Here is a 23,405-nt window from a genome sequence, read left to right as displayed (position 1 = left end):
TCGACCACCATCCGATGCCCGCGACAGACGGGCCCAAGGAGGAGACATGCGCAGCACTGCCCCTTTGACCGAAGGGAACCTGATGTGGACGCCGTCCGAAGCGTTCCGCGACAGCAGCCAGATCGCCGCCTTCATGCGCTGGCTGCGCGCCGAGCGCGGCCTCGCCTTTGACGACTACGACAACCTTTGGCAGTGGTCGGTCACCGAGCTGGAAGCCTTCTGGGAAGCGGTGCGCGCCTATTTTGATGTCCGCTTCGACACGCCCGCGGCGCAGGTGCTGGACCGGCGCGCCATGCCGGGCGCGCGCTGGTTCGAGGGCGCCACGCTGAACTACGTGCAGCAGGTGTTCCGTCATGCCGGCACCGGCGCGGCCCGCGAGCGCACCGCCATCCGTTACGCGGGCGAGGCGCAGCCGCTGGCGGAAATGAGCTGGGCCACGCTCGAAGCGCAGGTCGCCTCGCTGGCGCACGCGCTGCGCCAGATGGGCGTTCAGCGCGGCGACCGCGTCGCCGGCTACCTGCCCAATATCCCCGCCACCATTGTCGCCTTCCTGGCCACCGCCAGCCTGGGCGCGGTCTGGTCCGGCTGCGCGCCCGACATGGGCCAAGTGGCGGTGATCGACCGCTTCCGCCAGATCGAGCCGAAGGTGCTGATCGCCGTCGACGGCTACCGCTACGGCGGCAAGGTCTACGACCGCGGGCCGGTGGTGGCGGAGCTGGTAGCCGCCCTGCCCTCGCTGACTGACCTCGTGCTGGTGCCGCAAATCGGTGCCAACGTCCAGGCGCTTTCCGGCGTGCGCACCCACGCATGGCCTGACGTGCTCGCGCACGACGTGCCGCTGGCGCTCGAGCCGGTGCCATTCGACCATCCGCTGTGGATCGTCTACTCCTCCGGCACAACCGGCATGCCCAAGCCGATCGTGCATGGCCACGGCGGCATCGTCATCGAGCAGCTCAAGCTGATGGCGTTCCACAACAACCTCGGCCCGGACGACGTCTTCCACTGGTACAGCAGCAGCGGCTGGATCATGTGGAACGCACAGGTTGCCGGGCTGCTGCTCGGCACCACCATCGCGCTCTACGACGGCAACCCGGCCTGGCCCGACGCCGGCGTGCTGTGGCGCTTTGTCGACGATGCCGGCGTGACCATGTTCGGCGCCGGTGCGGCATTCTTTACCAACTGCATGAAGGCCGGCATCGAGCCGGCGCGCATCGCCGACCTGTCTCGCTTGCGCGGCCTGGGCTCGACCGGCTCGCCGCTGCCGGTGGAGGCCTACGACTGGATCTACCGCCATGTGCGCGAAGACATCTGGCTGGTGCCGATGTCGGGCGGCACCGACTTTGCCGGGTCGTTCGTGGCCGGTTGCCCGCTGCTGCCGGTCTATTCGGGCGAGATGCAGTGCCGCTGCCTGGGCGCCAAGGTGGAGGCGTTCGACGATAACGGGCAGCCGCTGGTCGACCAGGTCGGCGAGCTGGTCTGCACCGAGCCAATGCCGTCGATGCCGCTCTTCCTGTGGGGCGATGCCGACGGCAAGCGCTACCGCGACAGCTATTTCGACACCTATCCCGGTGCCTGGCGGCATGGCGACTGGATCAGGATCACGCCGCGCGGCGGCGCGGTGATCTACGGGCGTTCGGACGCCACCATCAACCGCCACGGCATCCGCATGGGCACCAGCGAGCTGTACCGCGTGGTGGAAGACCTGCCGGAAGTGCTCGACAGCATGGTGGTCGACCTGGAATACCTGGGCCGCGAATCCTATATGCCGCTGTTCGTGGTGCTGCGCGAAGGGCTGGTGCTGGACGACGCCCTGCGCGACACCCTGCGCGCGCGCATCCGCGAGGCGCTGTCGTCGCGCCACGTGCCCAACGAGATCGTGCAGGTGCCGGGCGTGCCGCGCACGCTGTCGGGCAAGAAAATGGAAGTGCCGATCAAGAAGCTGCTGCTCGGCCACGCGCCCGCCGGCATCGCCAACCGCGATGCCATGGCGAACCCGGACACGCTCGACTGGTACTTCGACTACGCCGCGCGCTTCCTGCAGGCGCGGCAAGCCGAGTCCGCCACGGCGTAGGCGCGGCGGCGGCCGCTAGAACTCGACGTCCAGTTCGCTGATCTCGTCGGGTTCCGCGCGCGCCGCCGCGATCCACTCCTGCAGTTCCGGCATCGCCAGGATCTGCTTGCAGTAGGAAACCGGCTCCGGGTCGAGCATCACGCCGTAGGTGACAAAGCGCGTCACCACCGGCGCATACATGGCGTCGGCCATGGTGCGCTGGCCAAACAGGTAAGGCCCGCCGTAGCGTGTCAGGCACTCGGTCCAGATTGCCGTGATGCGGTCGATGTCCGCCTGCGCGCGCGACCACACCTTCATCCCCGGGAAATTCCCCTTCAGGTTCATCGGCAGCGCCGAGCGCATCGCCGCAAACCCGGAGTGCATCTCGCCGCAGATGGCGCGGCAGTGCGCGCGCGCGGCGCGGTCCTCGGGCAGCAGGCCGGCCTTGGGGCGGATCTCGTTCAGGTATTCGGCGATGGCGAGCGTGTCCCATACCGTCACGCCCTGGTGGCGCAGGCAAGGCACCAGGATCGACGGCGACAGCAGCAGGATCTCGGCGCGCGCGGCGGCGTCGTCCGGCGGGATCAGCACTTCCTCGAACTCCAGGCCGGCAAAGCGCGCCAGCAGCCAGCCTCGCAGCGACCACGACGAATAGGTCTTGCTGCTGATGGTGAGTGTGGTCTTGCTCATTACGCCTCCTTAGCGGCGCACCTGGACAGTGCGCTGGTGCGGCACCGTTCGTTCTATCGGGCACCAGTCTGATGCCTGCGCCCCCGCGCACAGCATGAGAGGATGCCCAGCCGGTGCGGCGGGCGCAGCTTGCACAACTTTGCGCAGGAATCGCTGCCTTGCGCGTGGCACCGCGCAAAGCGCATGCCAGGCGCGCACCAATGGCATATATATTGCGGCATGGGGACACCAGAACCACGGGGGCCCAGCCATGCTGTACTACGCGTACCAGACTTACGCGGACATCATACTGCCGGCATGTACGCTGGCGGAACTGGCCGCGGCAACACTGGCCGCCCATCCCAGGGCGAGCGGCTTCGATACCATACGCACGCTGCACGCCGCCTGCGAGATCGTCGCGCTCGGGCGCCTGACGCACCATCGCCCGGCCTTCGGCATCGACAGCGCGATGGTCGCCGGCCAGCCGGTGCCGGTCACTGAGGAAGTGGTGCTGCGCACGCCGTTCTGCTCGCTACTGCACTTCCGCCGCCACGGCATCGGCGGCCAGCCGCGCGTGCTGCTGGTGGCGCCGATGTCCGGCCACTTTGCCACGCTGTTGCGTGGCACGGCGCAGACCATGCTGGCCGACCATGACGTCTATATCACCGACTGGCACAACCCGCGCGATATCCCGCTGATGGCCGGGCGCTTCGGCTTCGATGAATTCGTGCAGCACCTGATCCACTTCCTGCAGGCGCTCGGCGGCGGCACGCACGTGGTGGCGGTGTGCCAGCCTACCGTGGCCGCACTGGCGGCGGCGGCCATCATGGCCGAGGACGGCGATCCCGCCCAGCCACCCAGCCTGACACTGATGGCCGGCCCGATCGACGCGCGCGTCAACCCGACCAGGGTCAACGAACTGGCTACCAGCCAGTCGATCGACTGGTTCGAGCGCACGCTGATCGGCATAGTGCCGCTGCGCTTTGCGGGGGGCATGCGGCGCGTCTACCCTGGCCATGTGCAGCTGCTGGCCTTCATGAGCATGAACCTGGAGCGCCATGAGCAGGCGCTGCGCGAACTCTATGCGTGCCGCGAGCGGGGCGAGCACGAGAAGGCCGACGCCATCCGCGACTTCTATGTCGAATACTTCGCCACCATGGACCTGACGGCGGAGTTCTACCTGGAAACCGTCAGCCTGGTATTCCAGCGCTTCCTGCTGGCGCAGGGGCTGCTCGATGTCGCCGGACGCCGCGTGTGCACGCGCGCCATCCGCCGCACCGCGCTGCTCACGGTCGAGGGCGAGCGCGACGACATCTGCGCCATCGGCCAGACCATGGCCGCCCAGGACCTCTGCCCGAGCCTGCGGCCTTACATGCGCATGCATCACGTGCAGACCGGGGTCGGCCACTATGGCGTGTTCAACGGCCAGCGCTGGGAAACGCAGGTGTACCCGCTGGTGCGCAATACCATCTACACGAGCAGCTGAGCATTCCGCCCCGTCACGGCCTGGCATCGCGCTGGCTTATCATGGCGGCTGCCCGCGCCGGCACGGCGCCCAGGACCACCATGCCACTGCTTCCGACACAAGACTTCCAGGGCCAGACACTGGTCCGGATCGGCGCTGCCGACAACTTCCTGCTGCTCGCCCCGCAATACGGCGGGCGCCTGGTGCGCTGGGTGCACCGCGGCGAGGACATGCTCCATTGGCCGGACAACGCTGACTGGACCCGCCCGGCCAAGGTGCGTGGCGGCAATCCCCTGCTGTTCCCGTTTATCGGCCGGCACTTCGTGGATGGCGTCGCCGGGCAGTGGCGCGACCGGCAAGGCACCGGGCACACACTGGCGCAGCATGGCTTTGCGCGCGACCTGCCATTCGAGGTCAGCACGGTCGATGCCGCCGGGTCGGTCACCATGACGCTGCGCGACAGCGCGCAGACGCGGCCGGGCTACCCCTATGCCTTTGTGTTTGACGTGGTGTACGCCCTGTTGCCCGACGGGCTGGAGGTTACGCTGCGCACCACCAACACCGGGGACCAGCCGCTTCCCTGCTATCCCGGCCACCACTTCTACTTTGCGCTGCCGCATGCGCAGCGTGCCGCGTCGACACTGGCCTTGCCGCCGGCCGATCGCGTGCGCCAGTTGCCCGACGGCGCGCCGGGCCCGGCCGAAGCGGGCGAGCCGGCCTACCGGCTCGACGACCCGCGCCTGCAGGACACCTGCCACGTCTTCCGCGACGCTGCCGGCGCCATGCTGTCGATGCCGGCGCGCACCATCGCCTTCGAACTCGACGTTGCCGACAGCGTGCGCTGGCACGCCGTTACCACGTGGTCGGAAAGCGACCAGTCTGATTTCTATTGCGTGGAACCATGGGTGGGATTGCCCGATGCGATCCACCACGGCCAAGGGCTGCGCTGGCTAGCGCCGGGCCAGTCTGAGAGCGCCGTGTGCCGGTTGCGCGTAACGGCCTGAGCCAGGGCGACCGGGCGGCAGTTCAGTGCTCGAAATCCAGCCCGCCGATCAGGATGGCCGGATCCGCCTGCGACAACGAGCCAAAATCGATGCCGCGCGGCTCCTGCCATGCGCGCAGCTTGGCTGGCAGCGCCGCCAGATAGCCGGCGAAGCGGGCCTCGCCCCCGGCGGCAAACAGGCGCTGCACTTCCAGCCCATCCCACGCCAGCGTGACATCGAGCGCATATGGATGGCGCCGCAATTCCGCCGGCCCGTCCCCCGTCATGCGCAGGCGCGGCGGGCGGTTCGGGGCCTCGGCGGGCAAGGCATGCAGCTGCACGCGCCGGTGCTGCTTGCCGATGGCATCGGCGATGCGGGGCAGGCATTCCGCTTCAAAGCGGGCGTAGAAGTCCGTGGTCAAGGTGGGGGTGTCCTGACGTTGCGAGTCGAAGGCGCCGGTTGCCCGAAATGGCGCGCCGGCGCTGCCGGCCACTATACGCCGTCGCGCGCGCCAGCGGACGACCGGTACACCTGGAAGCCCAGCCCCGGCGACAGCACCTCGGTTTCCCCCTCCTCCAGGGTCACGGCCCGCAGGCTGCCGTTCGCCATCGACTCCGCCGCAAACTCGGCGACGTTGCGTAGCCGGGCGGCCGGGATGAATAGGGGTCAACATTTTGGCTTCTATGGCACCGCGGGCTCTTCGGTTTGAGAGCGAGAGCCTTAGCCTCAAAGAGGGCGCCACGATGAATTGCGGTATGAACCGCCCCCGGGAACCCCACCCAAATATTTGGCCGTCCTACTTTGGAGAACCTGACCACCACAAGGGCGGAGTTCAAAATGCCCGTCGGGACTTGGAGCGAACTATGACGCGTCTGGCCAAGCGCTCACATCCACCATCACGCGCGTGCAGCCCAACTCGCGCAGGTACGCCAAGGTCCTTTCTAGTCTGTCAAATCGGCGCAGCCCGTTACGAGAGCGCAACCACTGGAAGCCATTAATGCGCACGCACCAACCTTCCGGTGCTGGCAAAATCTCTACAAATCCCACCAAACCGCGTTCAAGCAAGGCGATGACCTGGCTTTCGAATAGATCTGTCAAGGGTCTCTCCTTCGAATAGATTAGATCAAACACGGAAACACGCACCGATGCCTTTAAATAAGCTAACAGCGTGATATCCCGAAAGCTTTGAGCAATGAGGGCAGCGGCGCTCTAACGGCCCAGATAAACGGCGGTAATCTCCTCCCGATTGTGGCCCAACTCCGCTGAAATCTGCAGTCGCGCTGAGTTATCCACTACCCGTTGTTGCGACGTTAGTTGTGATGAAACTGGGCCCCCTGCTGCAGGAGCTGGCCAGCCAGTCAGTTGCTGATAGCGACGCTGGGCGTACTCATGCCGAAGCCCATGCAACTTCGACATGCCAGCCTTTTGTACAGCCGAAACATAGCGACGAAGCTGGTCGACATACTTGAGGTTCTTCGGAATCATGGAGCCGTTCCCACAGAACGTAACCGCACGCGCAAGCACCGCACGCTGATGATCGTCCGTAATAGGTACGGCACGTGCCCGACCTCCCTTACACCACGTCGGCTTTAGTTGAATCTCGCGCGCTACATCGGCCGTCAGCCCTGCCAACGCATACCTCGCCTGAAATTTGAGGCACTCTTCTCGACGCAGTCCAAAGGCCTGCTGCAACTCAATGGAGCAGCGCAGACGCTCATCGATAATCTTCTCGAGATCCCCCGACGCAAGCACAAGCGCCTTTGAGATGTTGGTCACATAGCGGCGCCTGCCAATGCCCAGTTCAGCATTGGTGCGTGGAATGCAATTCTGTTTGCCGACTTTCTCAGCCCACCACCTCACATGTGCCATGCGGTTTTTCATGGTGCCCACAGCAATACCAGAGGTCTTCCAACGCTCGACTAACGCGGCAACATGCTTTGGCTTCAACCCCGTAGCGGGAAGTGTCCGGAAGCCCATGTCTTTAAGGTCATGAGCCACCTGCCCGAGCACCTCCCTGCGGGCCGCTCGGGTCGCATATGAGCCATCGCGATTGCGTTCAACCAAGCGCATCAAGTCTACGAATATATCGATCTTCACCGGTATCCTCACTCGGTCATTGTTAACTTTGGTCAGTGTTAACTGCGACTGGCTAAACCAGCCCTAGCACCGTGACCCTCAGGTACGCGGTACGGGTACTGCGACCAGCCACGGCATTACCAGCCGGCCTGCGTGTCCCGTCGGGCACACACAGACGTTCTGGCGACAACATGCCGTGACTACGTGAGGCGGAGCACTAGATCCGCCTTCGTTACTCCCCAAACAGGCAACCAGTTGGTCTCCGTTGGATGTCTGCTTTGAGAGTGCAGACGAACTCGCCAGATAACTTCTGGCTATGCTCAGGTGTACTGAGAAAATAAGGAGCGAGGAAGGCCGTTGATCCCCTTATCAAGGCTGCCGGATCGGCTATAGGGAAAGGGCAAGAATGACGTGGCAGCGAGGCATGAAAAGCCCTCGCAAGGTCAGGCCAGATAACTTCTGGCTATGTTCAGGTGGACTGAGAAAGTAAGGAGGGGGAAGGGCGTTGAATCCCTTATCAAGGCTGCCGGATCGGCTATAGGGAAAGGGCAAGAATGACGTGGCAGCGAGGATGCGAAGCCCTCGGCCAAGGCAGGAAAGGCTGGAGAACCAGTGAAAGGCGGGAAGGGAATGACCTCCTTCGCTGCTATGGAGCGAAGGAGGTTGACCAGAAGTTGGACGGACTTAGACAGCCCAGCCAATCAGCCAAAAAAATTAGACGGGTTGTGACTAGAATAGTAGTTACAGCGCTAAGCGCCTCACCATATAGTAGTCACGCCACGTCCAGATGTGGCATGCAATGCCAATGTCGATGCCCGAAGGGCGAGAAGTATTCGGTAGATTAATGTGTCAGATCGATTTTGGCAAGCCCGTCAGTATCCCGCAGTTATTCGGAGACCTTCTCGTGCTATCAAAACGCATCCGCGCTGCGCGTGTCGGGGCATTTGCCGAGCCATGAGCCCTTCGAGTTGCTCGATTTCTACGGTCCTCGTGCCGTCTGGTGTGCTCTGTCGCTACGCACTGAATGACTCTATGGTGATGGGCTATGAGGACAAATCGTGATCTGCACGGTCCTGGCTACATCGACAATGGCACCCTCGCAGATGGCGCTCCTCCCGCTCTTTCTCCTGGGCGCGAAGACTGTTCCGAGCAATCCAAATGAAGAAGGCCGCGATGGGGACCCCTATCACCAAGACAGCTAAGCCGATTGACATAGCATTCCTCCAGAACTTCAGTGTGAGATATAGGGATATAGCTCCTGCCTAACTGCGTAAATGCGGCTCGACAGAAAGAGGGGACGTGCTAGGCTGAATTCGAAGCGCAGCACGTGGTTTCGTATCCTGCGCCAGTGGCAAGGCAACATGCCCTTGCCATGCCAATAGGCAGTACATGCGGCAACGCATTGCACAGCTGACTGATAGTGGGCGAGCTTGCCCTCCTCGTATTGCAGGTACGCTGCCACGAGCGAGTGGAGCTGCAGGGCAATTGCCTCCTGGGAAGCAGGAAGGCGAAAAGGCCGATGCGCCAAGGTAGCACCTAGGGCGTGATACGGTGCAGCCGCCCGGGCGAAATTGCCGGCTTGGCGCGCCGTTTGCCAGAGGACAAACATGCCGCTCATAGTAAGAGTTGTTCCGGTTCAGCGCCGCCGAGGATGCCGACGCAGATGTAGCATACCCAATCCGGCCCAAAATGTCACGATTAGTGTGTGGCCGATCAGTGTTCACGCTTCGACAGTGTGGGGTATGAAAAGAACCCTACGCCATCGCTTCGGCAAGCGCATACGTGAACTCCGGCAAGCCACGGGCCTCTCCCAAGAAGCATTTGCGGACCATGTAGGCTTTGCGCGTACCTACATGAGCCGTATCGAAACCGGCGCTGCCAACCCCTCGCTAGATGCGATCGAAACATTGGCCACGGCGCTTCGGATTAGTGTGGCGGAACTCTTCAGCACGCTTTGAGCGTAGCGATCTCCAATTTCCGGGTTCCGAAGGGCTGTTGAAAGCATCGCGAAGACTTGTCCTGCGATGGCAAGCGGCAAGGGGCACAGTCACGATGTCAGCTGGCCTGTTGGCGACGTCGGATCGCCGCGAATACCCTGCGGTGATCGTCGCGGTAGGCGCCTTTGACTGAAAAGAACCTGCATTCCGCCGGCAGCGACTAGCCGGCCCACACCTTCCACGCCAGGCCTTATATGCCCGTTTTGGACATAGGTCAGGATGACTTATTACCCAACCGGCCCATTTACCTTTTTGGTCAACCCGAGTCCAATCACGCGCATGAAGTCAATCAAGGAAATCCGCCGCGAGAAGCTGGCCGTGGTGATCGACGAAAAGTGCGAAGGTAACCAGTCTCGCGCCGCGGACACGCTTGGCTACTCCACCCCATCCCTGGTTAACCGGTACGTGACCGGCGCCAAAGACATCGGCGATCGCACCGCACGCAAGATCGAGGAGACCTTTGGGTATCCGCAATTTTGGATGGATTCGGACATCCACGCGCCCACGAAAGGCGCACCCGCCTCCCCGCCGGATGCCTTCAAAAAGATTCCCGTCAAAGGGATGGCGCAGCTAGGTGACGACCGATCGTTCGTGAGCGTCGAGTACGCTGTCGGAAACGAAGACGGCTACGTATATTTTCCCACCAAGGATCCGGACGCGTACGCACTTCGCTGCACTGGTGAGTCAATGCGGCCGCGTGTGAAGCACAACGAGTTCGTGGTGGCCGAGCCAAATGCGCAAGTCCAGAACGGAGACGAGGTTCTGGTGAAGTCCTTGGACGGCCGGGTGATGGTCAAAGAGCTTGCTTACATTCGCGACGGCATTGTTCATCTATCATCGGTGAACGACAAACACGGCATGCTGCGGATCCTGGAGGTCGAAATCAAACAGATGCATTTTGTAGGAGGCATCGTCAAGCAATCGGCTTGGCATCCCGACTAACACGCCCGGGATGGGCATCATAGCCATGATCTTGCAGCCGTTTTTTGACTTCCGGCTGGCCCGGGTGGATGTGTCGGGCGCCTGAGGCGCCGGATTATTGTCCTTCTGGGGCGCACAGAACCGTGCCTGCCTTCGTAAGGTCTTTGGTCAGGGCCAGTACCTATAGAAACCGGCACCCAAATTTTCCAAAGCGATGCGCAAATATTGAAGTCCAACGCCGGATGCAGTCGAGCATCTGCCAGCAGGCCACTATAGTCCCGGTTGCAAACGGGACTCGAACGCGCAGCATGACCCATGCGTACGTCTCCAGGCAAGCACAAGACAACTGAAAGGGCCTTAGTTTAGGCTGCTACCACCGATTCCTGCCACGGCCGAGAGGACGAACTAAGGAAGCTGGGTAACAGATGGTAGCTATGTCGCAGGCTAAAGAAACGCCTGGCATGCTAGTCATCCCTCAGCATCAAATCGAGCGCATGCATTTCGTGGGCGGCATCGCGAAGCCGGTCCTCTTGCGCCCGGGCTAAGGCCGCACGAAGGATTCGCCCCGCGGGATATTGCCGCTATCGCTATTACTATATCAGTAATAAAAATCAATCACACGGTGCCAGCATCCCGCGCCGGGGAGTTGTTACTATTTTGGTAACAGCAACCCACCACTCATCGTTGGAGTCGCAATGAAACACCTCTCCACCTACGCCGAAGTCCTGGGCCGGTTGCTGCAGCACGCAAACCACCGGGAGCACGCCATAGTGCTTGTCGCCGGCCTGCACTGGTCGGTTTTCGGCGAATTTACCACCTCGCCATCGGGCAGTACCGCCACCTTCATTGCCAGCGATGTGCGCCTCGTGAATGACGACGGCAGCGAGACGACCGACATGTTGGACCACCTCGCGCCGATGTTCGTTGCCCAGCTCGAGCAGCAGGTCATCGATTCTTTACTGGAAGGGCGGCGGGCCGCGCCATAATCACATACACGGAGCTCTTCCCCCGGCATGAGCGCGACCGGACGTACGCCCCGTCCGTTCGCATTTGCCTCGACCGCTATTCATGCCTGGTAGCCCGGCCTGACGGCCGTTCACCCACAGCGGCTGGACTACTGGAGAAAGGCGGATGCCATGGCCCAGGTATTGAGTCGGACGGCAATGGCAGAAGGTCCTACGACGGCGGCTCTTGTGGAGCCTTTTCCTTTAACGGGGATCTGGTGAAGCTAAAGGCGCTGGTGGACCGGCTCAACGTCCGCAATGCCGTGTATGATGCCAGCGCCATCTACCTGCTGGTCAGCGAACCTGCCTGAAGCTGAGCCGGCCGGCGTTGCGCTAGAACTTCCACAACGCCAAGGACGCGAAGGCGTAGGAACGCCCCAGCCACGCCGAGCGCCTGGCCAGCTTCTGGCTGTACGATCGCGAAGGCAGCAGTGACCGGATGGCCATCACCGCGGTGGCCGATCTCCTGGGCATGCCGACATACGCCGCCACTACTAGCAGCGCGGCAAGCGGGTGACGCCGACGAAGTGAGTTGCGAATCGGGCGTTCGGTTGCTGAGCATGGGCTACCGCCAGAATCGTGCTAGATTCCGCTCCCGGTAAGCGAGCGTCGTATAATGGCCATTACCTTAGCTTCCCAAGCTCTCAAGGTTTCTAGCACTGGCGCGAGTTTCCGGTGGATTCCTGCTCCGCAATCACCGGATTTTCATCGCCCGCTATCCCGCTTCCCTTCTAAACTCCCTTCCGAATTGCGGAGCAAAAATCAGCTCGCCTTATGACGTTGGAAGAAGGCATTTTCGCGCGTCGCGCACCTACCGGCTCGAGACCGGGTAATGGTTGGCATACCTGACGGCGTCTCCATCCGCTGGACAAGCGCCAGCATTGAGGTCCTAGACCTTTTCGACGGATTCGAGGGTGGCGACAAGGTGAGCGATGCTCTAGCGAACGCAGTCGAAGAATTCCGATTCGGTTCCATGAAATCGGCCGTACTGCTCACGCAGACTGTCGATTCGTCCTACGCTGTGCTCGTTCTAGGCCCGACCCACCTTTCATCGGTTTCGGAACTGATGATGAGCGCCTCGAAGCAGTTCTTAGCTCGCTACGTCCACTAGCCCGAACAAGCCCTTGACATTAGCCCCTTTGGTGCTAATATACGTCTCAGAGGTAGCGCACCGCGCGGCCCGACAACCCGAAAGGACGACGCAGATGGAAAGGACCTTGGACATCCTCAAGACCGAAGCCGAAATCGGCAAGCTGATGGCTGAGACGATGAAGCTCAACGCCGAGGCAGCGAAGCTGAACCGCGAGCACCGCTGGTTGCCCGTGGTCTACGCCACCGGCCTGATTGCCGCCGCAATGGCCCTCGCCAAACTGTTCTTGAACTGATCCCAAGGCTCGCCGCACGGCGGGTTTCTTCTATGCGCTACACCCCACCGAAACCGGAAGACCTTCAGCGCCTGAAAAACGAACTCGACCGAACCGGCGAGCAGATGGCGGAACTGTTCGGCGTGGCCGGCGGCCAGCAATGGCGCAAGTATACAGGTGGCGCACAGCCACGGGAAATGGCGCCGCAGATGCTGTTCTTCGGCGCGGCGCGCCTGGCGCTATCGGAAGACGAGATGCAGCGCGTACTGGCGCGCATGCGAGACATAGGTGCTGACGTTGAACTTGACGCCGGTCCTGGAGACGCGGAATAATCCATGTGCCGATTCGTCGGCAGGCCCGCCGTAATACTGACCCCTCGAAGAGTCTAGTGTTGCATCAGCGGGCCTTTTGCATTCATTTGCCCTTCCATTGCTTCTGCGCTTCTATCAGCGCGAGCGCCATCGCCTCGCCCACCTCGGGCGGCACATGGTAGACCGCAGCGATACCCCGCATGCGCTGCACAGCCTGATTGATCTCGGTCGGCGTGCTCGGTACCTGAACGTACGCGGCCAGCTTCAGGCGCTCGTACAGAAGATCCATCAGTTCGTTGTCGAGCGAGTCGATAAGCTCGGGCACTGTCGGAAGGGACAACATGCTCTCCGTAAAGCAAAAACGCCCCGCAACACGGGGCGTTCGGTAGTCCAGGTGGGTGCTATTCCGATCAGGCACCAGCGCACTTGATGCCGCGCCCCGGAGTGGTGATATCGCAGCCGGTGCCGGTGATCGCCCACTGAACAACACCATTGGCAAGACTCGGTGTGTATTTCAGGGCCATCTTAGCACCGGCCGAGGTCGTACCGGTGGACACCACATCAATAATTCCGTCTAGCGTGGTGACCTGGTCAACGTATGCAATCTTGACCCCATTGTCGCCCGCCGCAATGTTCGCCGGAATATCGCCAACAGCCGTGCTGCAGCCCGTCAGAGTGCCCTTATCTTGCGCACACATCGCGACAGCGGTCTTCCATGCAGCAATACCCGTGGCGGCACCCGAAACCTTGGTGCGCTGCTGGTAATCCGCATACTGCGGAATCGCAATCGCCGCCAAGATACCGATGATCGCGACCACGATCATCAGTTCGATCAGCGTGAAGCCTTTTTGTACCCGTTTTCCCATCCGCGCTTTGTTCAGCATGAGTTGACCCCCAGAATTTTTAAAGTTACGCAGCGAATTTGCTGCTGCGGAGCCAAAGAGCATGAGGTGTGCCAGGTACCTCGAATGAGGTAAAAGCAGGGGGAAAGTGACAATTTTTGTCAGTTCGAGTATCTAGACGGCGAGGAAGTGACAATTTTTGTCACTCACATTGGAACGTCGAGGTGACAAAATTTGTCACCCGCCGCACAGACGAGATGACAAGAATTGTCACCCTAACTCAGATGAGTGAGGTTTCGGCTTCGCGCCTGAGTACCAGCCCGCGCAACACGCGCCCTCCACCACGGTTCCACTTACGGATCTCGGCCGGCACGTCCGCCCGTCGGTTCGCATTGATCCGCTTGCGCAGTGTGGAAGCTTTCAAGTTGCCAGCGCCGAGGTTGAACGTCCAGTCGATGATCGCAGCCAGGCGCTCAGGCGTGTCGATACCCGGGCAGAGTTTCAGCCCGCAGGCAAGTAGATTGTGCGCACCTGGTCGAGCAGCATCACCTCTGCGACCACCCGGGTGATGGGCGGGTCGTTCAGGGTCACCGCGCGACCGTCCAGGTACCGGGTCGCCCCATAGCCGATCAACGCCGGCCGGGCACAGGTAAGGGCGCAGGTATAGCCCCTCGAAGCGCTTGGCCAGCGCGCGAAACTCGGCGGGGGTCATGTCGCACCTCCGCCCTCAATGATGTCCGGCAGGTCCACGACCTGATCCGTCAGCGCGTGCGTGCAGTCGCCAAGACCGGATCAGGGCGCATAAGGCCGAACTGACGGTGAGCTCGATCTACCTGCTGGTCAACGACAAAGGCTTGAAGCTCAGCCAGCCCACCCTGCGCAGACGGTTCACCGCGGCCAAGGAGGCGGCGAAGAAAGCGCACCCCGACCAGGCCGAACGCGTCGAAAGCTTCTGGATCTACGACCTGCGGGCGAAGGCAGCCGACGACACTTCGGACGAAAAGGGAGATGCTGCCGCAGCCGATCTGTTGGGCCACGCGGACGTGCGCACGACCAAGCGGCACTACCTCCGTCGCGGCAAGCGCGTGGCGCCCACAAGGTGAATTGCGGAGCAGGCAACCGATTGCGGAGCATAGACAGACCCGCTGACCGTGCTACAATCCGCACCCAGTATGCCTTAGCGGGCGTCGTATAATGGCCATTACCTTAGCTTCCCAAGCTAAAGACGTGGGTTCGATTCCCATCGCCCGCTCCACCTCAAGTCGAGACAAGCCGCCTTTGCCACCGTTAACACTGTTACGGTGATCTGCCCGGCGGCTTTTTTGTTGCCATGCTTCCCCAAGACCCCAGCACCGGACCGACGCCGGCCGATGACGCCGCGCCGGTGGACAACGCCCAGCAGCCGTCCGCCCCCTCCCCTGCCGATCCCGAAGGCGTCGCGCATCCGCGCCGTATCCGCTCGTTCGTGCGCCGTGCCGGGCGGACGTCGACCGGGCAGCAGCGTGCCATCGACGAAGTCGGCCCGCGCATGCTGGTCCCGTACGCGCCGCAACCGCTGGACTGGGAAGCCACGTTCGGCCGCCAGGCGCCGTCCATCCTGGAGATCGGCTTCGGCATGGGCGAGACCACCGCGCATATCGCCGGCTTGCGGCCGCAGGACAATTTCCTGGGCTGCGAGGTGCATGAGCCCGGCGTCGGCGCCCTGCTCAAGCTGATCGACGAGCGCGGCCTGGACAATGTCCGCATCCTGCAGCACGACGCGGTCGAGGTCATCGCCCATATGCTGACCGACGACAGCCTGGACGGCGTGCATATCTATTTCCCGGATCCGTGGCACAAGAAGCGCCACAACAAGCGCCGGCTGGTGCAGCCGCCGCTGGTCAAGCTGCTGGCGGCGCGGCTGAAGCCTGGTGGCTATATCCATTGCGCGACCGACTGGGAAGAGTACGCTCACCAGATGGTCGAAGTGCTGGCGGGGGAGCCGCTGCTGGAAAACACCTCCGGCGCGCCGGGCGGCTTTGCCGAGCGGCCGGACTACCGGCCGGTGACCAAGTTCGAGCGGCGCGGCGTGCGGCTCGGGCATGGGGTATGGGACGTGGTGTTCCGCAAGCGAGCCTGAACGCGGTCGCAAGCGCAAACAAAAAAGCGTGGCAAATGCCACGCTTTTTTGTTGTCCGGATGTCCCCCGCTTATGCGTGCCAAGACACCAGGCCGGAGTAAGCCGTGAACAACACCACGATGCCGAACGCAATGCGATACCACGCAAACGGCTTGAAATCATGCGTGGCGACAAAACGCAGCAGCCAGCGCACGCACAGGAACGCGGACAGGAAGGCGAAAACAAAGCCGACCGCGAAGATGCCGAGGTCGTCGGCGTTCAGCAGCGCACGCGCCTTGTACAGTTCATAGACCGTCGCACCGAAGATCACCGGGATCGCCAGGAAGAACGAGAACTCGGTCGCCACCTTGCGCGACAGCCCGAACAGCATGCCGCCGATAATGGTGGCGCCCGAGCGCGAGGTACCCGGCACCAGCGCAAAGCACTGCGCCACACCCACCTTGAGGGCATCGCGCCAGTTCATGTCGTCGACCGATTCGATGCGCGGCGCGCCCGCCTTGGCCGCCTCCAGCAGCGCATTGCCCTGCGGATGCGAGACCGTGCCGCGGCGCGCGTCACGCCATTCGGCCAGCAGGATCACCACGCCGCCGACGATAAAGGCCAGCGCCACCGAGATCGGGTTGAACAGGTGGGCCTTGATCCATTTGCCGAAGATAAAGGCCAGGATGATCGCCGGCGCGGAAGCGATCACGACGTTGACGGCAAAGCGCTGCGCCTTCGGCTCCGCACCCAGGCCGCGCACCACGCTGCCGATGCGTGCACGGAATTCCCAGCAGACTGCCAGGATGGCGCCGAACTGGATCACGATCTCGAAGATCTTGCCCTTTTCGTCGTTGAAGTCGAGCAGTTGACCCGCCAGGATCAGGTGGCCGGTACTCGAGATGGGAAGGAACTCGGTCAGTCCTTCGACAATGCCGAGGATCACGGCTTTCAGGGCAAGTGCGATGTCCATGCGGAACGGAGAAACGTTGTCATCGGCGTTGCCCGGCAATGCGCCGGACCGCCTGGTTTGTTGTTCGAGCCCCGATACGCTGGGGCGATCAGGGGCGGTTGACCTTGACGTTGATGCCGTCAGGCAAAACGGTGATTGTACCGGGCTCGACTTGCGTGCCGGCAACCCGCAGCTGGTCGTCCCGGAACGTATAGAGCGGATAGTCCTGCAGCAGCTGCTCGGCCAGGATGCCGCCCAGCGCATTGAGCTGGCGCGAGAACTGCGCCGGCATGCCCTGCACGTCGAAACGCTGCACTTCAGGATCCTGCAGCACCACCGAGCGCGTCGGCGCGTCATAGCGCAGCCCGCTGTCCAGCGCGAAGCGCCCCGTCAGCGCCTGGCGGAAAAACAGTTTGTTGTCGATGGCGGCATCGAATTGCACGTTGACGCGGTTGCGCGCCGGGTCAAGCGTCAGCTGCGGATTGGTGAGCTGGATATCGAACAGCTCCATATAGCGCTTGTTGAACGGGAACTTGCGCTCCAGCGCGGCCTGCAGCTGGCTTTGCGAGAACGTGTACTCGTTGCGGAACGCGCCGCAGGCGGCGAGGCCGGCGGCCAGCGCGGCCGCGCCGGCGACGGCCAGCCAGTGCCGTCGGGAAGTCCGGATCATGTTGCCTCCGAGTTCAGGAGTTGGGACGGACGCGCCGGCACGGTTGCCGATGTCACCCGCGCGAGCCAGGCCGTGCAGGGGTGGCCTGCGGCGCGGTCAGGATTTCGAGTCGGGTCAGCCAGTGCAGCGCGGCTTCGCGCGAGTCGCCGCACATTTCCGCCGAGGGCTTCAGGCCGGCGCAGAACGCCGGCCGGTCAGGGCGGCCGAACACCGCGCAGCGCATGTCGGGCAGCAGCTGCGCGCACGGCACGCCCGCGGGCTTGCCCTCAGGCATGTCCGGCAGGGCCGAGGCAATCGACGGGGCAATGCAACAGGCGCCGCAGCCAGCGCGGCAGGAAAGGTGTGACCGGCAACTCATCGCGTGGTTCAGGGAGGCCGCTGGGTTGCCTTGGCAGGCAAGGCGGCTGACAACAAGACGCCATTGTGCCCGAAGGGCCGCCATCCTCCTGTAAGAAAAGGAAAGCGCCCGCGCGCCATCGCACCGGACCCACGCCGCAAGCCGCGCCTTACGCGCCCTTAGCATCACATGTCTCGGATTCGCCTCGGTGCGTACCCTAGCCCGCCCCGGCCGCGCTTGACCCTCATATGGCACTACTCTACATTACTGACCCATAAGTTATTAACATACAGCCCCCGCCCCACCGTGCCCCGCAGTCCTCGCAAGACACCCATGAAAACACCCGCCGAACCGCACAAGGAGGCCGATGTGCCGCGCTGGAGCCGGCGCAAGGCAGCGCGCCCGCAGGAGCTGGTGGCGGCGGCGCTCGACCTGTTCGTGGAGCGCGGCTACGCGGCCACGCGCCTGGAAGACGTGGCGGCGGCCGCGGGCGTGTCCAAGGGCACGGTCTACCTGTACTTCGCCAACAAGGAAGAGCTGTTCAAGTCCGTGGTGCGCGCAAACCTGGTCCCGGCGCTGTCGCGCGGCACCGAGCTGGTCGACCGCTACGAGGGCAGCACGCCGGAACTGCTGCGCGAGCTGCTGCGCGGCTGGTGGGGCCTGATCGGCGCCACGCCGGTGGCGGGGCTGACCAAGCTGATCATGGCCGAGTCGGCCAACTTTCCAGACATCGCCCGCTTCTATAACGAAGAGGTGGTGGTGCCTGGCGACGAGCTGTTTGCCAGGGTGCTGGCGCGCGGCGCGACGCGCGGCGAATTCCGCCCGATGCCGGCCAACCCCACCACCACGCTGATCTGCGCCCCGCTGATGTTCCTGATGCTGTGGCAGCGCTCACTGCGTGCCACCTCTGGAAAAGACCTCGACCCCGAGGTCTTCCTTGACCAACTGCTCGACACACTGCTGTTCGGCCTGACCACCGGCGAGGCGCGCGAGCGCCCCCTGCCGCCGCAGCAAGGCCCCTACATATGGGAGCGCATCCGCGACGAGATGCTGGCGCAAGGCGCCGGGGATGCGGACGGCGGTGCGGACGGCGGTGCGGACGGCGGTGCGGACGGCGATGCGGACGGCGATGCCGCCAACGACCCGGGCGCGCGCCCGGGAAAGCCAGCATGAAACGAAAGACCCTGCTGATCGCCGTGGCCTGCGCCCTCGCGGTGCTGAGCGCCGTGGCCGCCGTGCGCAAGGCCGGCAGCGCGCGCCAGCCGCAACCGCCAGCACAGGCCGCCGCGAACGTAGTGGAATTCTTGCAGACCGACCTCGTCAGCGTGGGCCGCCAGGACCTGCAGGTCTCGCTGCCGCTGTCAGGCAGCCTGCGCGCGCTGAACCAGGCGTCGGTCAAGGCCAAGGTCTCGGGTGAAGTGCAGCAGGTGCTGGTGCGCGAAGGCGAGCCGGTGCGCGCCGGTCAGGTGATCGCGCGCATCGACCCGACCGAATACGAGGCCAGGGTGGCGCAGGCCCGCGGCCAGATGCTGGCCATGGAGGGTCAGTTCCAGAATTCGCGCCAGACCTGGGAGCGCAACCGCGAGCTGGTCGGCAAGGGCTTTATCTCGAAGACCGCGTTCGACAAATTCCAGTCCGACCTCGACGTGGCCCGCGCCAATCTCGATGCCGCCCAGGGCGGCCTGGCGGTGGCGCAGAAGGCGCTGGCCGACACCGTGGTCAAGGCCCCGCTCGACGGCATGGTCGCCGCGCGCGCGGCGCAGCCGGGCGAGAAGGTGTCGCCCGATACGCGCCTGGTCGATGTGGTCGACCTGCGCGTGCTGGAACTGGAGGCGCCGGTGCCGATGGCCGACGTGGCGCGCGCCAGCGTCGGCCAGGCGGTCGAGCTCGACGTGGAAGGCGCCGGGCGCTTTACCGGCAAGCTGGTGCGGATCAACCCGGCCGTCATGCAGGGCACGCGCAGCATCATGGTCTATGTCCGCGTGGAGAATAACGACACGAAGCTGCGCGCCGGCATGTTTGCGCGCGGCGCGCTGGTGCTGGGCCAGCGCTCCGGCGTGGTGGCCGTGCCCGTCTCGGCGGTGCGTATGGAAGGCGAGCGTGCCTTCGTCTACGCCATCGACAAGGACGTGCTGGCCGAGCGCCCGGTGCAGCTGGGCGTGCGCGACGAGAGCAGCGGGCTGGTGGAGATCGTCTCCGGCCTCGACGCCGGCACCGAGATCGTGCGCAGCAACCTCGGCACGCTGCGCAGCGGCAGCCAGGTGCGGCGCGTGAAGGCTTGACGAAGTAAAGGCCTGACGTCTAGCGACGAAACGGAACGCGCCCATGTGGTTCACCCGCCTGTCCATCCGCAACCCCGTGCTGGCCACCATGATGATGATGGCCTTCATCGTGGTCGGGCTGTTCTCTTACCAGCGCCTGCCGGTCGACCAGTTCCCCGACATCACCTTCCCGGTGGTCGTGGTGCAGACCGAATACCCGGGCGCCGCGCCGGAATCGGTCGAATCCGACGTCACGCGCAAGGTCGAGGAGATCGTCAACACCATCTCCGGCATCGACGAGATCTTTTCGCACTCCTACCAGGGCACCTCGGTCGTCGTCATCAAGTTCGACCTGAGCGTCGATGTCGGCCAGGCCGCGCAGGACGTGCGCGACAAGATCGCGCTGATCCGGCCGCAGTTCCGCGACGAGGTCAAGGACCCGCGCGTGCTGCGCTATGACCCGTCCGACGCGCCGATCTTATACCTGTCGGTGTCCAATGCCCCGGGCGCCAGCCGCAGCCAGCGCGAGCTGACCACCATTGCCGACCAGATCGTGCGCAAGCGGCTGGAGACGGTGCGCGGCGTGGGCGCGATCAATATCGTCGGCGGCACCAAACGCGAGGTCGAGATCCGCATCCGCCCCGCGCAGCTGGAGGCGTTGGGCATCGGCGTCGACCAGGTGATGAACGCGATCCGCAACGAGAACCAGGAGCTGCCCGCGGGCGAGCTGCGCTCGTCGTCCACCGAGACCGTGGTGCAGATCAAGGGCCGCGTGCCCACGCCCGACGCCTTCCGCCAGATCATCGTGGCGCGCCGCGCCGGCCAGCCGGTCACGCTGGGCGAGATCGCCGACGTGCGCGACGGCCAGGAAGAGCAGGAAAGCCTGGCGCTGCTCGACGGCAAACGCGCCCTCTTCCTGTCGGTGGTAAAGGCGCAGGGCCAGAACACCGTCGATACCGTCGACGGCCTGGTGCGCATGACCGACGAGGTGCGCAAGCTGGTGCCCGCCGGCGTGCAGCTCAACGTCGTCAACGACACCGCGCGCGGCATCCGCAGCAGCGTGAAGGAGGTGCGCTCAACGCTGCTGGAAGGCGCGTTCCTGACCGTGGCGATCGTGTTCCTGTTCCTCGGCTCGTGGCGCAGCACGGTGATTACCGGCCTGACGCTGCCGATCGCGCTGATCGGCACCTTCGGCGTGATGTATATGTGCGGCTTTACGCTCAACGTGATCACGCTGATGGCGCTGTCGCTGTGCGTGGGCCTGCTGATCGACGACGCCATCGTGGTGCGCGAGAACATCGTGCGCCACAACCTGATGGGCAAGGACCACCGCGGCGCGGCGCTGGACGGCACCAACGAGATCGGGCTGGCGGTGCTGGCCACCACCTTCTCGATCGTCGCGGTGTTCCTGCCGGTGGGCTTCATGGGCGGGATCATCGGGCGCTTCTTCCACCAGTTCGGCATTACGGTGGTGGCGGCAGTGCTGATCTCGATGTTCGTGTCGTTCACGCTGGACCCGATGCTGTCGTCGGTCTGGCACGACCCCGACCTGCACGGCACCGGCAACAAGAAGAGCTGGTACGGACGCACCATCGGCCGGATGCTCGACTGGTTCTCGGCGCGCATGGACCGCCTCGGCAACGGCTACGCCGCGATGCTCGGCTGGGCGCTGAAGCACCGGCTGGCGACCGCGATCATCGCGGCGGTGACCTTTTTCGGCAGCTTTGCACTGGTGCCGCTGATCGGCACGGAATTCGTGCCCAATGCCGACCTGGGCGAGACGCAGGTCGGTTTCACCACGCCGGTAGGCACGTCGCTCGAAGTCACCGAAGCCAAGGTGCGGCAGGTTGAGGCCGCGCTGAAGTCCTTCCCGGAAGTCGCCTACACCTACGCCACCATCAACTCGGGCAACGCCTCCGGCCGCAACAACGCGCTGGTTTCGGTGCGGCTGACCGAGCGGCGCGCGCGCAAACTCTCGACCGCGCAGCTCAACCCGCTGATCCGCGAGCGGCTCGCGGGCATTGCGGGCATCACGCTGACGATGGTCGGCATGCCCGATGGCGCCGGCGGCCAGAAGGCGATCCAGGTTTCGATCCAGGGCGACGACCTCAGCGAGCTGCGCCGGCTGTCGCAGGAAGCCAGCAAGCGCATGCGCGCAATCCCCGGCCTAGCCGACCTCGATTCCAGCATGAAGGACGACCGCCCCACCATCGAGATCCGCATCCGCCGCGAGCTGGCCTCTGACCTGGGCGTGGGCGTCGCGCAGATCGGCAACGCGCTGCGCCCGCTGCTGGCGGGCGATGCGATCAGCTCCTGGCGCGCGCCCGATGACGAGAACTACGACGTGCGCGTGCGCCTGCCGAAAGATGCGCGCACCGGCATGGCCGACCTGAGCGCGCTGATGATCGCCAGTAGCCAGACCAACGGCGACGGCTCGCCGAAGATGGTGCCGCTGCGCCAGGTCGCCGAGCTGGTGCCGACCACCGGCGCCAACCAGATCAGCCGGCGCGACCTGAACCGCGAGGTCGAGCTGACCGCCAACGTCGCCGGCCGCTCAGCCGGCGAAGTGGCGCGCGACGTCAAGGCCACGCTGGACGGCATGAACTGGCCGGCGGGCTACAAGTACCGTTTCGGCGGCTCGACCAAGTCGATGAACGAATCCTTCGGCTACGCCGTGTCGGCGCTGGCGCTGGCGGTGATCTTCATTTACATGATCCTGGCCTCGCAGTTCGCCAGCTTCTTCCAGCCGATCGCCATCATGACCTCGCTGCCGCTGACGCTGGTCGGCGTGTTCGCCGCGCTGCTGCTGTTCCGCTCGACGCTGAACATGTTCTCGATCATCGGCTTCATCATGCTGATGGGGCTGGTGACGAAGAATGCGATCCTGCTGGTGGACTTTGCCAACCAGGCCCGGCACGGCCATGTCGATGGCGCTGACGGCCGCCAGCCGCTGTCGCGCGAGGCCGCGCTGGTCGAAGCCGCGCGCGTTCGCCTGCGCCCGATCCTGATGACGACGCTGGCGATGATCTTCGGCATGGTGCCGCTGGCCTTCAGCCTGGGCGAAGGCGCCGAGCAGCGCGCACCGATGGGACAGACCGTGATCGGGGGGATCATTACCTCGTCGATCCTGACGCTGGTGGTGGTGCCTGTGATCTATACGTATCTTGATGATTTTGGCGCGTGGTTGCGCCGGCTGTGGCAAGGCAAGACGGCCGCGGCATCACCGACCCACGCTGCGGCCGCACCCCCCCGCCCGGCCACGCAGGAATTGCCGGGGCCCACGGAGGCCAGCGCGGAATGAACCCGACGGCTTCCGCAAGGTTAAAATCATGTGGTTATACACAATTGTCCCCGTCGTCGACGGCTCGTAAGCCTCGCAGTGTCTTCGCCGCGACATGAACTTCT

The 23,405-nt window shown here is 64.0% G+C and carries 23 protein-coding genes and 1 tRNA gene; 14 read left to right on the top strand and 10 right to left on the bottom strand.

Annotated features, from left to right (window positions below; genetic code table 11):
- Positions 1 to 46: 46 nt before the first annotated feature.
- The gene (locus J8I34_RS04720; protein ID WP_209805461.1) at positions 47 to 2,071 is read left to right on the top strand and encodes an acetoacetate--CoA ligase; all 2,025 of its coding nucleotides are present in this window, start codon (positions 47 to 49) and stop codon (positions 2,069 to 2,071) included.
- A gap of 15 nt (positions 2,072 to 2,086) precedes the next feature.
- On the opposite strand, the gene J8I34_RS04715 is transcribed toward J8I34_RS04720, so the two are convergent.
- Entirely contained in the window at positions 2,087 to 2,740 is a 654-nt protein-coding gene (locus J8I34_RS04715; RefSeq protein ID WP_209805460.1) for a glutathione S-transferase family protein, read from the bottom strand.
- A gap of 250 nt (positions 2,741 to 2,990) precedes the next feature.
- On the opposite strand from J8I34_RS04715, the gene J8I34_RS04710 reads away from it, so the two are divergent.
- Together J8I34_RS04710 and J8I34_RS04705 are read left to right on the top strand one after the other, a co-directional pair.
- Positions 2,991 to 4,205, top strand: a complete 1,215-nt coding sequence (locus J8I34_RS04710) for a polyhydroxyalkanoate depolymerase (RefSeq protein ID WP_209805459.1) — start codon at positions 2,991 to 2,993, stop codon at positions 4,203 to 4,205.
- 80 nt (positions 4,206 to 4,285) lie between these two features.
- Positions 4,286 to 5,188, top strand: coding sequence for an aldose epimerase family protein (locus J8I34_RS04705; RefSeq protein ID WP_209805458.1), 903 nt, complete (start codon positions 4,286 to 4,288; stop codon positions 5,186 to 5,188).
- Positions 5,189 to 5,210: 22 nt separating this feature from the next.
- Here J8I34_RS04705 and J8I34_RS04700 read toward each other — a convergent pair whose 3' ends face one another.
- From J8I34_RS04700 to J8I34_RS04690, 3 genes are all read right to left on the bottom strand, one after another.
- Positions 5,211 to 5,588, bottom strand: coding sequence for a DUF5594 family protein (locus tag J8I34_RS04700; protein WP_209774009.1), 378 nt, complete (start codon positions 5,586 to 5,588; stop codon positions 5,211 to 5,213).
- 440 nt (positions 5,589 to 6,028) lie between these two features.
- Positions 6,029 to 6,265 carry a hypothetical protein gene (locus J8I34_RS04695; RefSeq protein WP_209774005.1) on the bottom strand — a complete coding sequence of 79 codons (237 nt, stop codon included), beginning with the start codon at positions 6,263 to 6,265 and terminating at the stop codon, positions 6,029 to 6,031.
- Between the two features lie 111 nt (positions 6,266 to 6,376).
- The gene (locus tag J8I34_RS04690; RefSeq protein ID WP_209774159.1) at positions 6,377 to 7,237 is read right to left on the bottom strand and encodes a phage integrase N-terminal domain-containing protein; all 861 of its coding nucleotides are present in this window, start codon (positions 7,235 to 7,237) and stop codon (positions 6,377 to 6,379) included.
- A gap of 1,613 nt (positions 7,238 to 8,850) precedes the next feature.
- Between J8I34_RS04690 and J8I34_RS35455 the strand changes: the two genes are divergently transcribed.
- The 5 genes from J8I34_RS35455 (at position 8,851) to J8I34_RS04665 (ending at position 12,861) form a co-directional block, all read left to right on the top strand.
- Entirely contained in the window at positions 8,851 to 9,201 is a 351-nt protein-coding gene (locus J8I34_RS35455; protein WP_348635757.1) for a helix-turn-helix domain-containing protein, read from the top strand.
- A gap of 258 nt (positions 9,202 to 9,459) precedes the next feature.
- On the top strand, positions 9,460 to 10,182 hold the full coding sequence (locus J8I34_RS04680; RefSeq protein WP_209774000.1) for a S24 family peptidase: 723 nt from the start codon (positions 9,460 to 9,462) through the stop codon (positions 10,180 to 10,182).
- Between the two features lie 674 nt (positions 10,183 to 10,856).
- Positions 10,857 to 11,147 (top strand): hypothetical protein, encoded by a 291-nt coding sequence (locus J8I34_RS04675; RefSeq protein WP_209805457.1) that lies wholly within the window; start codon positions 10,857 to 10,859, stop codon positions 11,145 to 11,147.
- A gap of 1,235 nt (positions 11,148 to 12,382) precedes the next feature.
- Entirely contained in the window at positions 12,383 to 12,550 is a 168-nt protein-coding gene (locus tag J8I34_RS04670; protein ID WP_371748042.1) for a hypothetical protein, read from the top strand.
- 32 nt (positions 12,551 to 12,582) lie between these two features.
- On the top strand, positions 12,583 to 12,861 hold the full coding sequence (locus J8I34_RS04665; RefSeq protein ID WP_209773991.1) for an XRE family transcriptional regulator: 279 nt from the start codon (positions 12,583 to 12,585) through the stop codon (positions 12,859 to 12,861).
- An 82-nt stretch (positions 12,862 to 12,943) separates the two neighbouring features.
- Here J8I34_RS04665 and J8I34_RS04660 read toward each other — a convergent pair whose 3' ends face one another.
- From J8I34_RS04660 to J8I34_RS04650, 3 genes are all read right to left on the bottom strand, one after another.
- Positions 12,944 to 13,183 (bottom strand): hypothetical protein, encoded by a 240-nt coding sequence (locus tag J8I34_RS04660; protein ID WP_209773988.1) that lies wholly within the window; start codon positions 13,181 to 13,183, stop codon positions 12,944 to 12,946.
- Between the two features lie 67 nt (positions 13,184 to 13,250).
- Positions 13,251 to 13,724: a pilin gene (locus J8I34_RS35390; protein ID WP_280920670.1), complete on the bottom strand. Its 474-nt coding sequence runs from the start codon at positions 13,722 to 13,724 to the stop codon at positions 13,251 to 13,253.
- A 238-nt stretch (positions 13,725 to 13,962) separates the two neighbouring features.
- On the bottom strand, positions 13,963 to 14,394 hold the full coding sequence (locus J8I34_RS04650; RefSeq protein ID WP_209805455.1) for a lysozyme: 432 nt from the start codon (positions 14,392 to 14,394) through the stop codon (positions 13,963 to 13,965).
- A 106-nt stretch (positions 14,395 to 14,500) separates the two neighbouring features.
- On the opposite strand from J8I34_RS04650, the gene J8I34_RS04645 reads away from it, so the two are divergent.
- The 3 genes from J8I34_RS04645 (at position 14,501) to trmB (ending at position 15,801) form a co-directional block, all read left to right on the top strand.
- Entirely contained in the window at positions 14,501 to 14,785 is a 285-nt protein-coding gene (locus tag J8I34_RS04645; RefSeq protein WP_209773982.1) for a site-specific integrase, read from the top strand.
- Between the two features lie 77 nt (positions 14,786 to 14,862).
- Positions 14,863 to 14,937, top strand: a tRNA-Gly gene (locus tag J8I34_RS04640).
- Between the two features lie 75 nt (positions 14,938 to 15,012).
- A complete protein-coding gene (gene trmB, locus J8I34_RS04635) occupies positions 15,013 to 15,801 on the top strand; it encodes a tRNA (guanosine(46)-N7)-methyltransferase TrmB (RefSeq protein WP_209805454.1) in 789 nt (262 codons plus the stop codon).
- Positions 15,802 to 15,871: 70 nt separating this feature from the next.
- Here the strand turns inward: trmB and J8I34_RS04630 are convergent, their stop codons facing one another.
- From J8I34_RS04630 to J8I34_RS04620, 3 genes are all read right to left on the bottom strand, one after another.
- Positions 15,872 to 16,753, bottom strand: a complete 882-nt coding sequence (locus J8I34_RS04630; RefSeq protein ID WP_209805453.1) for an undecaprenyl-diphosphate phosphatase — start codon at positions 16,751 to 16,753, stop codon at positions 15,872 to 15,874.
- A gap of 88 nt (positions 16,754 to 16,841) precedes the next feature.
- On the bottom strand, positions 16,842 to 17,402 hold the full coding sequence (locus J8I34_RS04625; protein ID WP_209805452.1) for a DUF1439 domain-containing protein: 561 nt from the start codon (positions 17,400 to 17,402) through the stop codon (positions 16,842 to 16,844).
- Between the two features lie 52 nt (positions 17,403 to 17,454).
- Positions 17,455 to 17,760, bottom strand: coding sequence for a YkgJ family cysteine cluster protein (locus J8I34_RS04620; protein ID WP_209805451.1), 306 nt, complete (start codon positions 17,758 to 17,760; stop codon positions 17,455 to 17,457).
- 312 nt (positions 17,761 to 18,072) lie between these two features.
- Here J8I34_RS04620 and J8I34_RS04615 point away from each other — a divergent pair, with 312 nt between their 5' ends.
- Genes J8I34_RS04615 through J8I34_RS04605 form a run of 3 tightly spaced genes read left to right on the top strand, consistent with a single transcriptional unit; the run spans position 18,073 to position 23,301 of the window.
- Positions 18,073 to 18,912, top strand: a complete 840-nt coding sequence (locus J8I34_RS04615) for a TetR/AcrR family transcriptional regulator (RefSeq protein WP_209805450.1) — start codon at positions 18,073 to 18,075, stop codon at positions 18,910 to 18,912.
- Complete coding sequence (locus J8I34_RS04610; RefSeq protein WP_209805449.1) at positions 18,909 to 20,021, top strand: efflux RND transporter periplasmic adaptor subunit; 1,113 nt, start codon at positions 18,909 to 18,911, stop codon at positions 20,019 to 20,021. Before J8I34_RS04615 ends, J8I34_RS04610 begins: the two co-directional genes overlap by 4 nt.
- Positions 20,022 to 20,064: 43 nt before the next feature.
- On the top strand, positions 20,065 to 23,301 hold the full coding sequence (locus J8I34_RS04605) for an efflux RND transporter permease subunit (RefSeq protein ID WP_209805448.1): 3,237 nt from the start codon (positions 20,065 to 20,067) through the stop codon (positions 23,299 to 23,301).
- Positions 23,302 to 23,405 lie beyond the last annotated feature (104 nt).

The organism is Cupriavidus phytohabitans, assembly GCF_017815025.1.
GTDB lineage: Bacteria > Pseudomonadota > Gammaproteobacteria > Burkholderiales > Burkholderiaceae > Cupriavidus.
The sequence above is the reverse complement of the archived record's forward strand: the minus strand, read 5'-3'. Positions and strand labels throughout refer to the sequence as shown.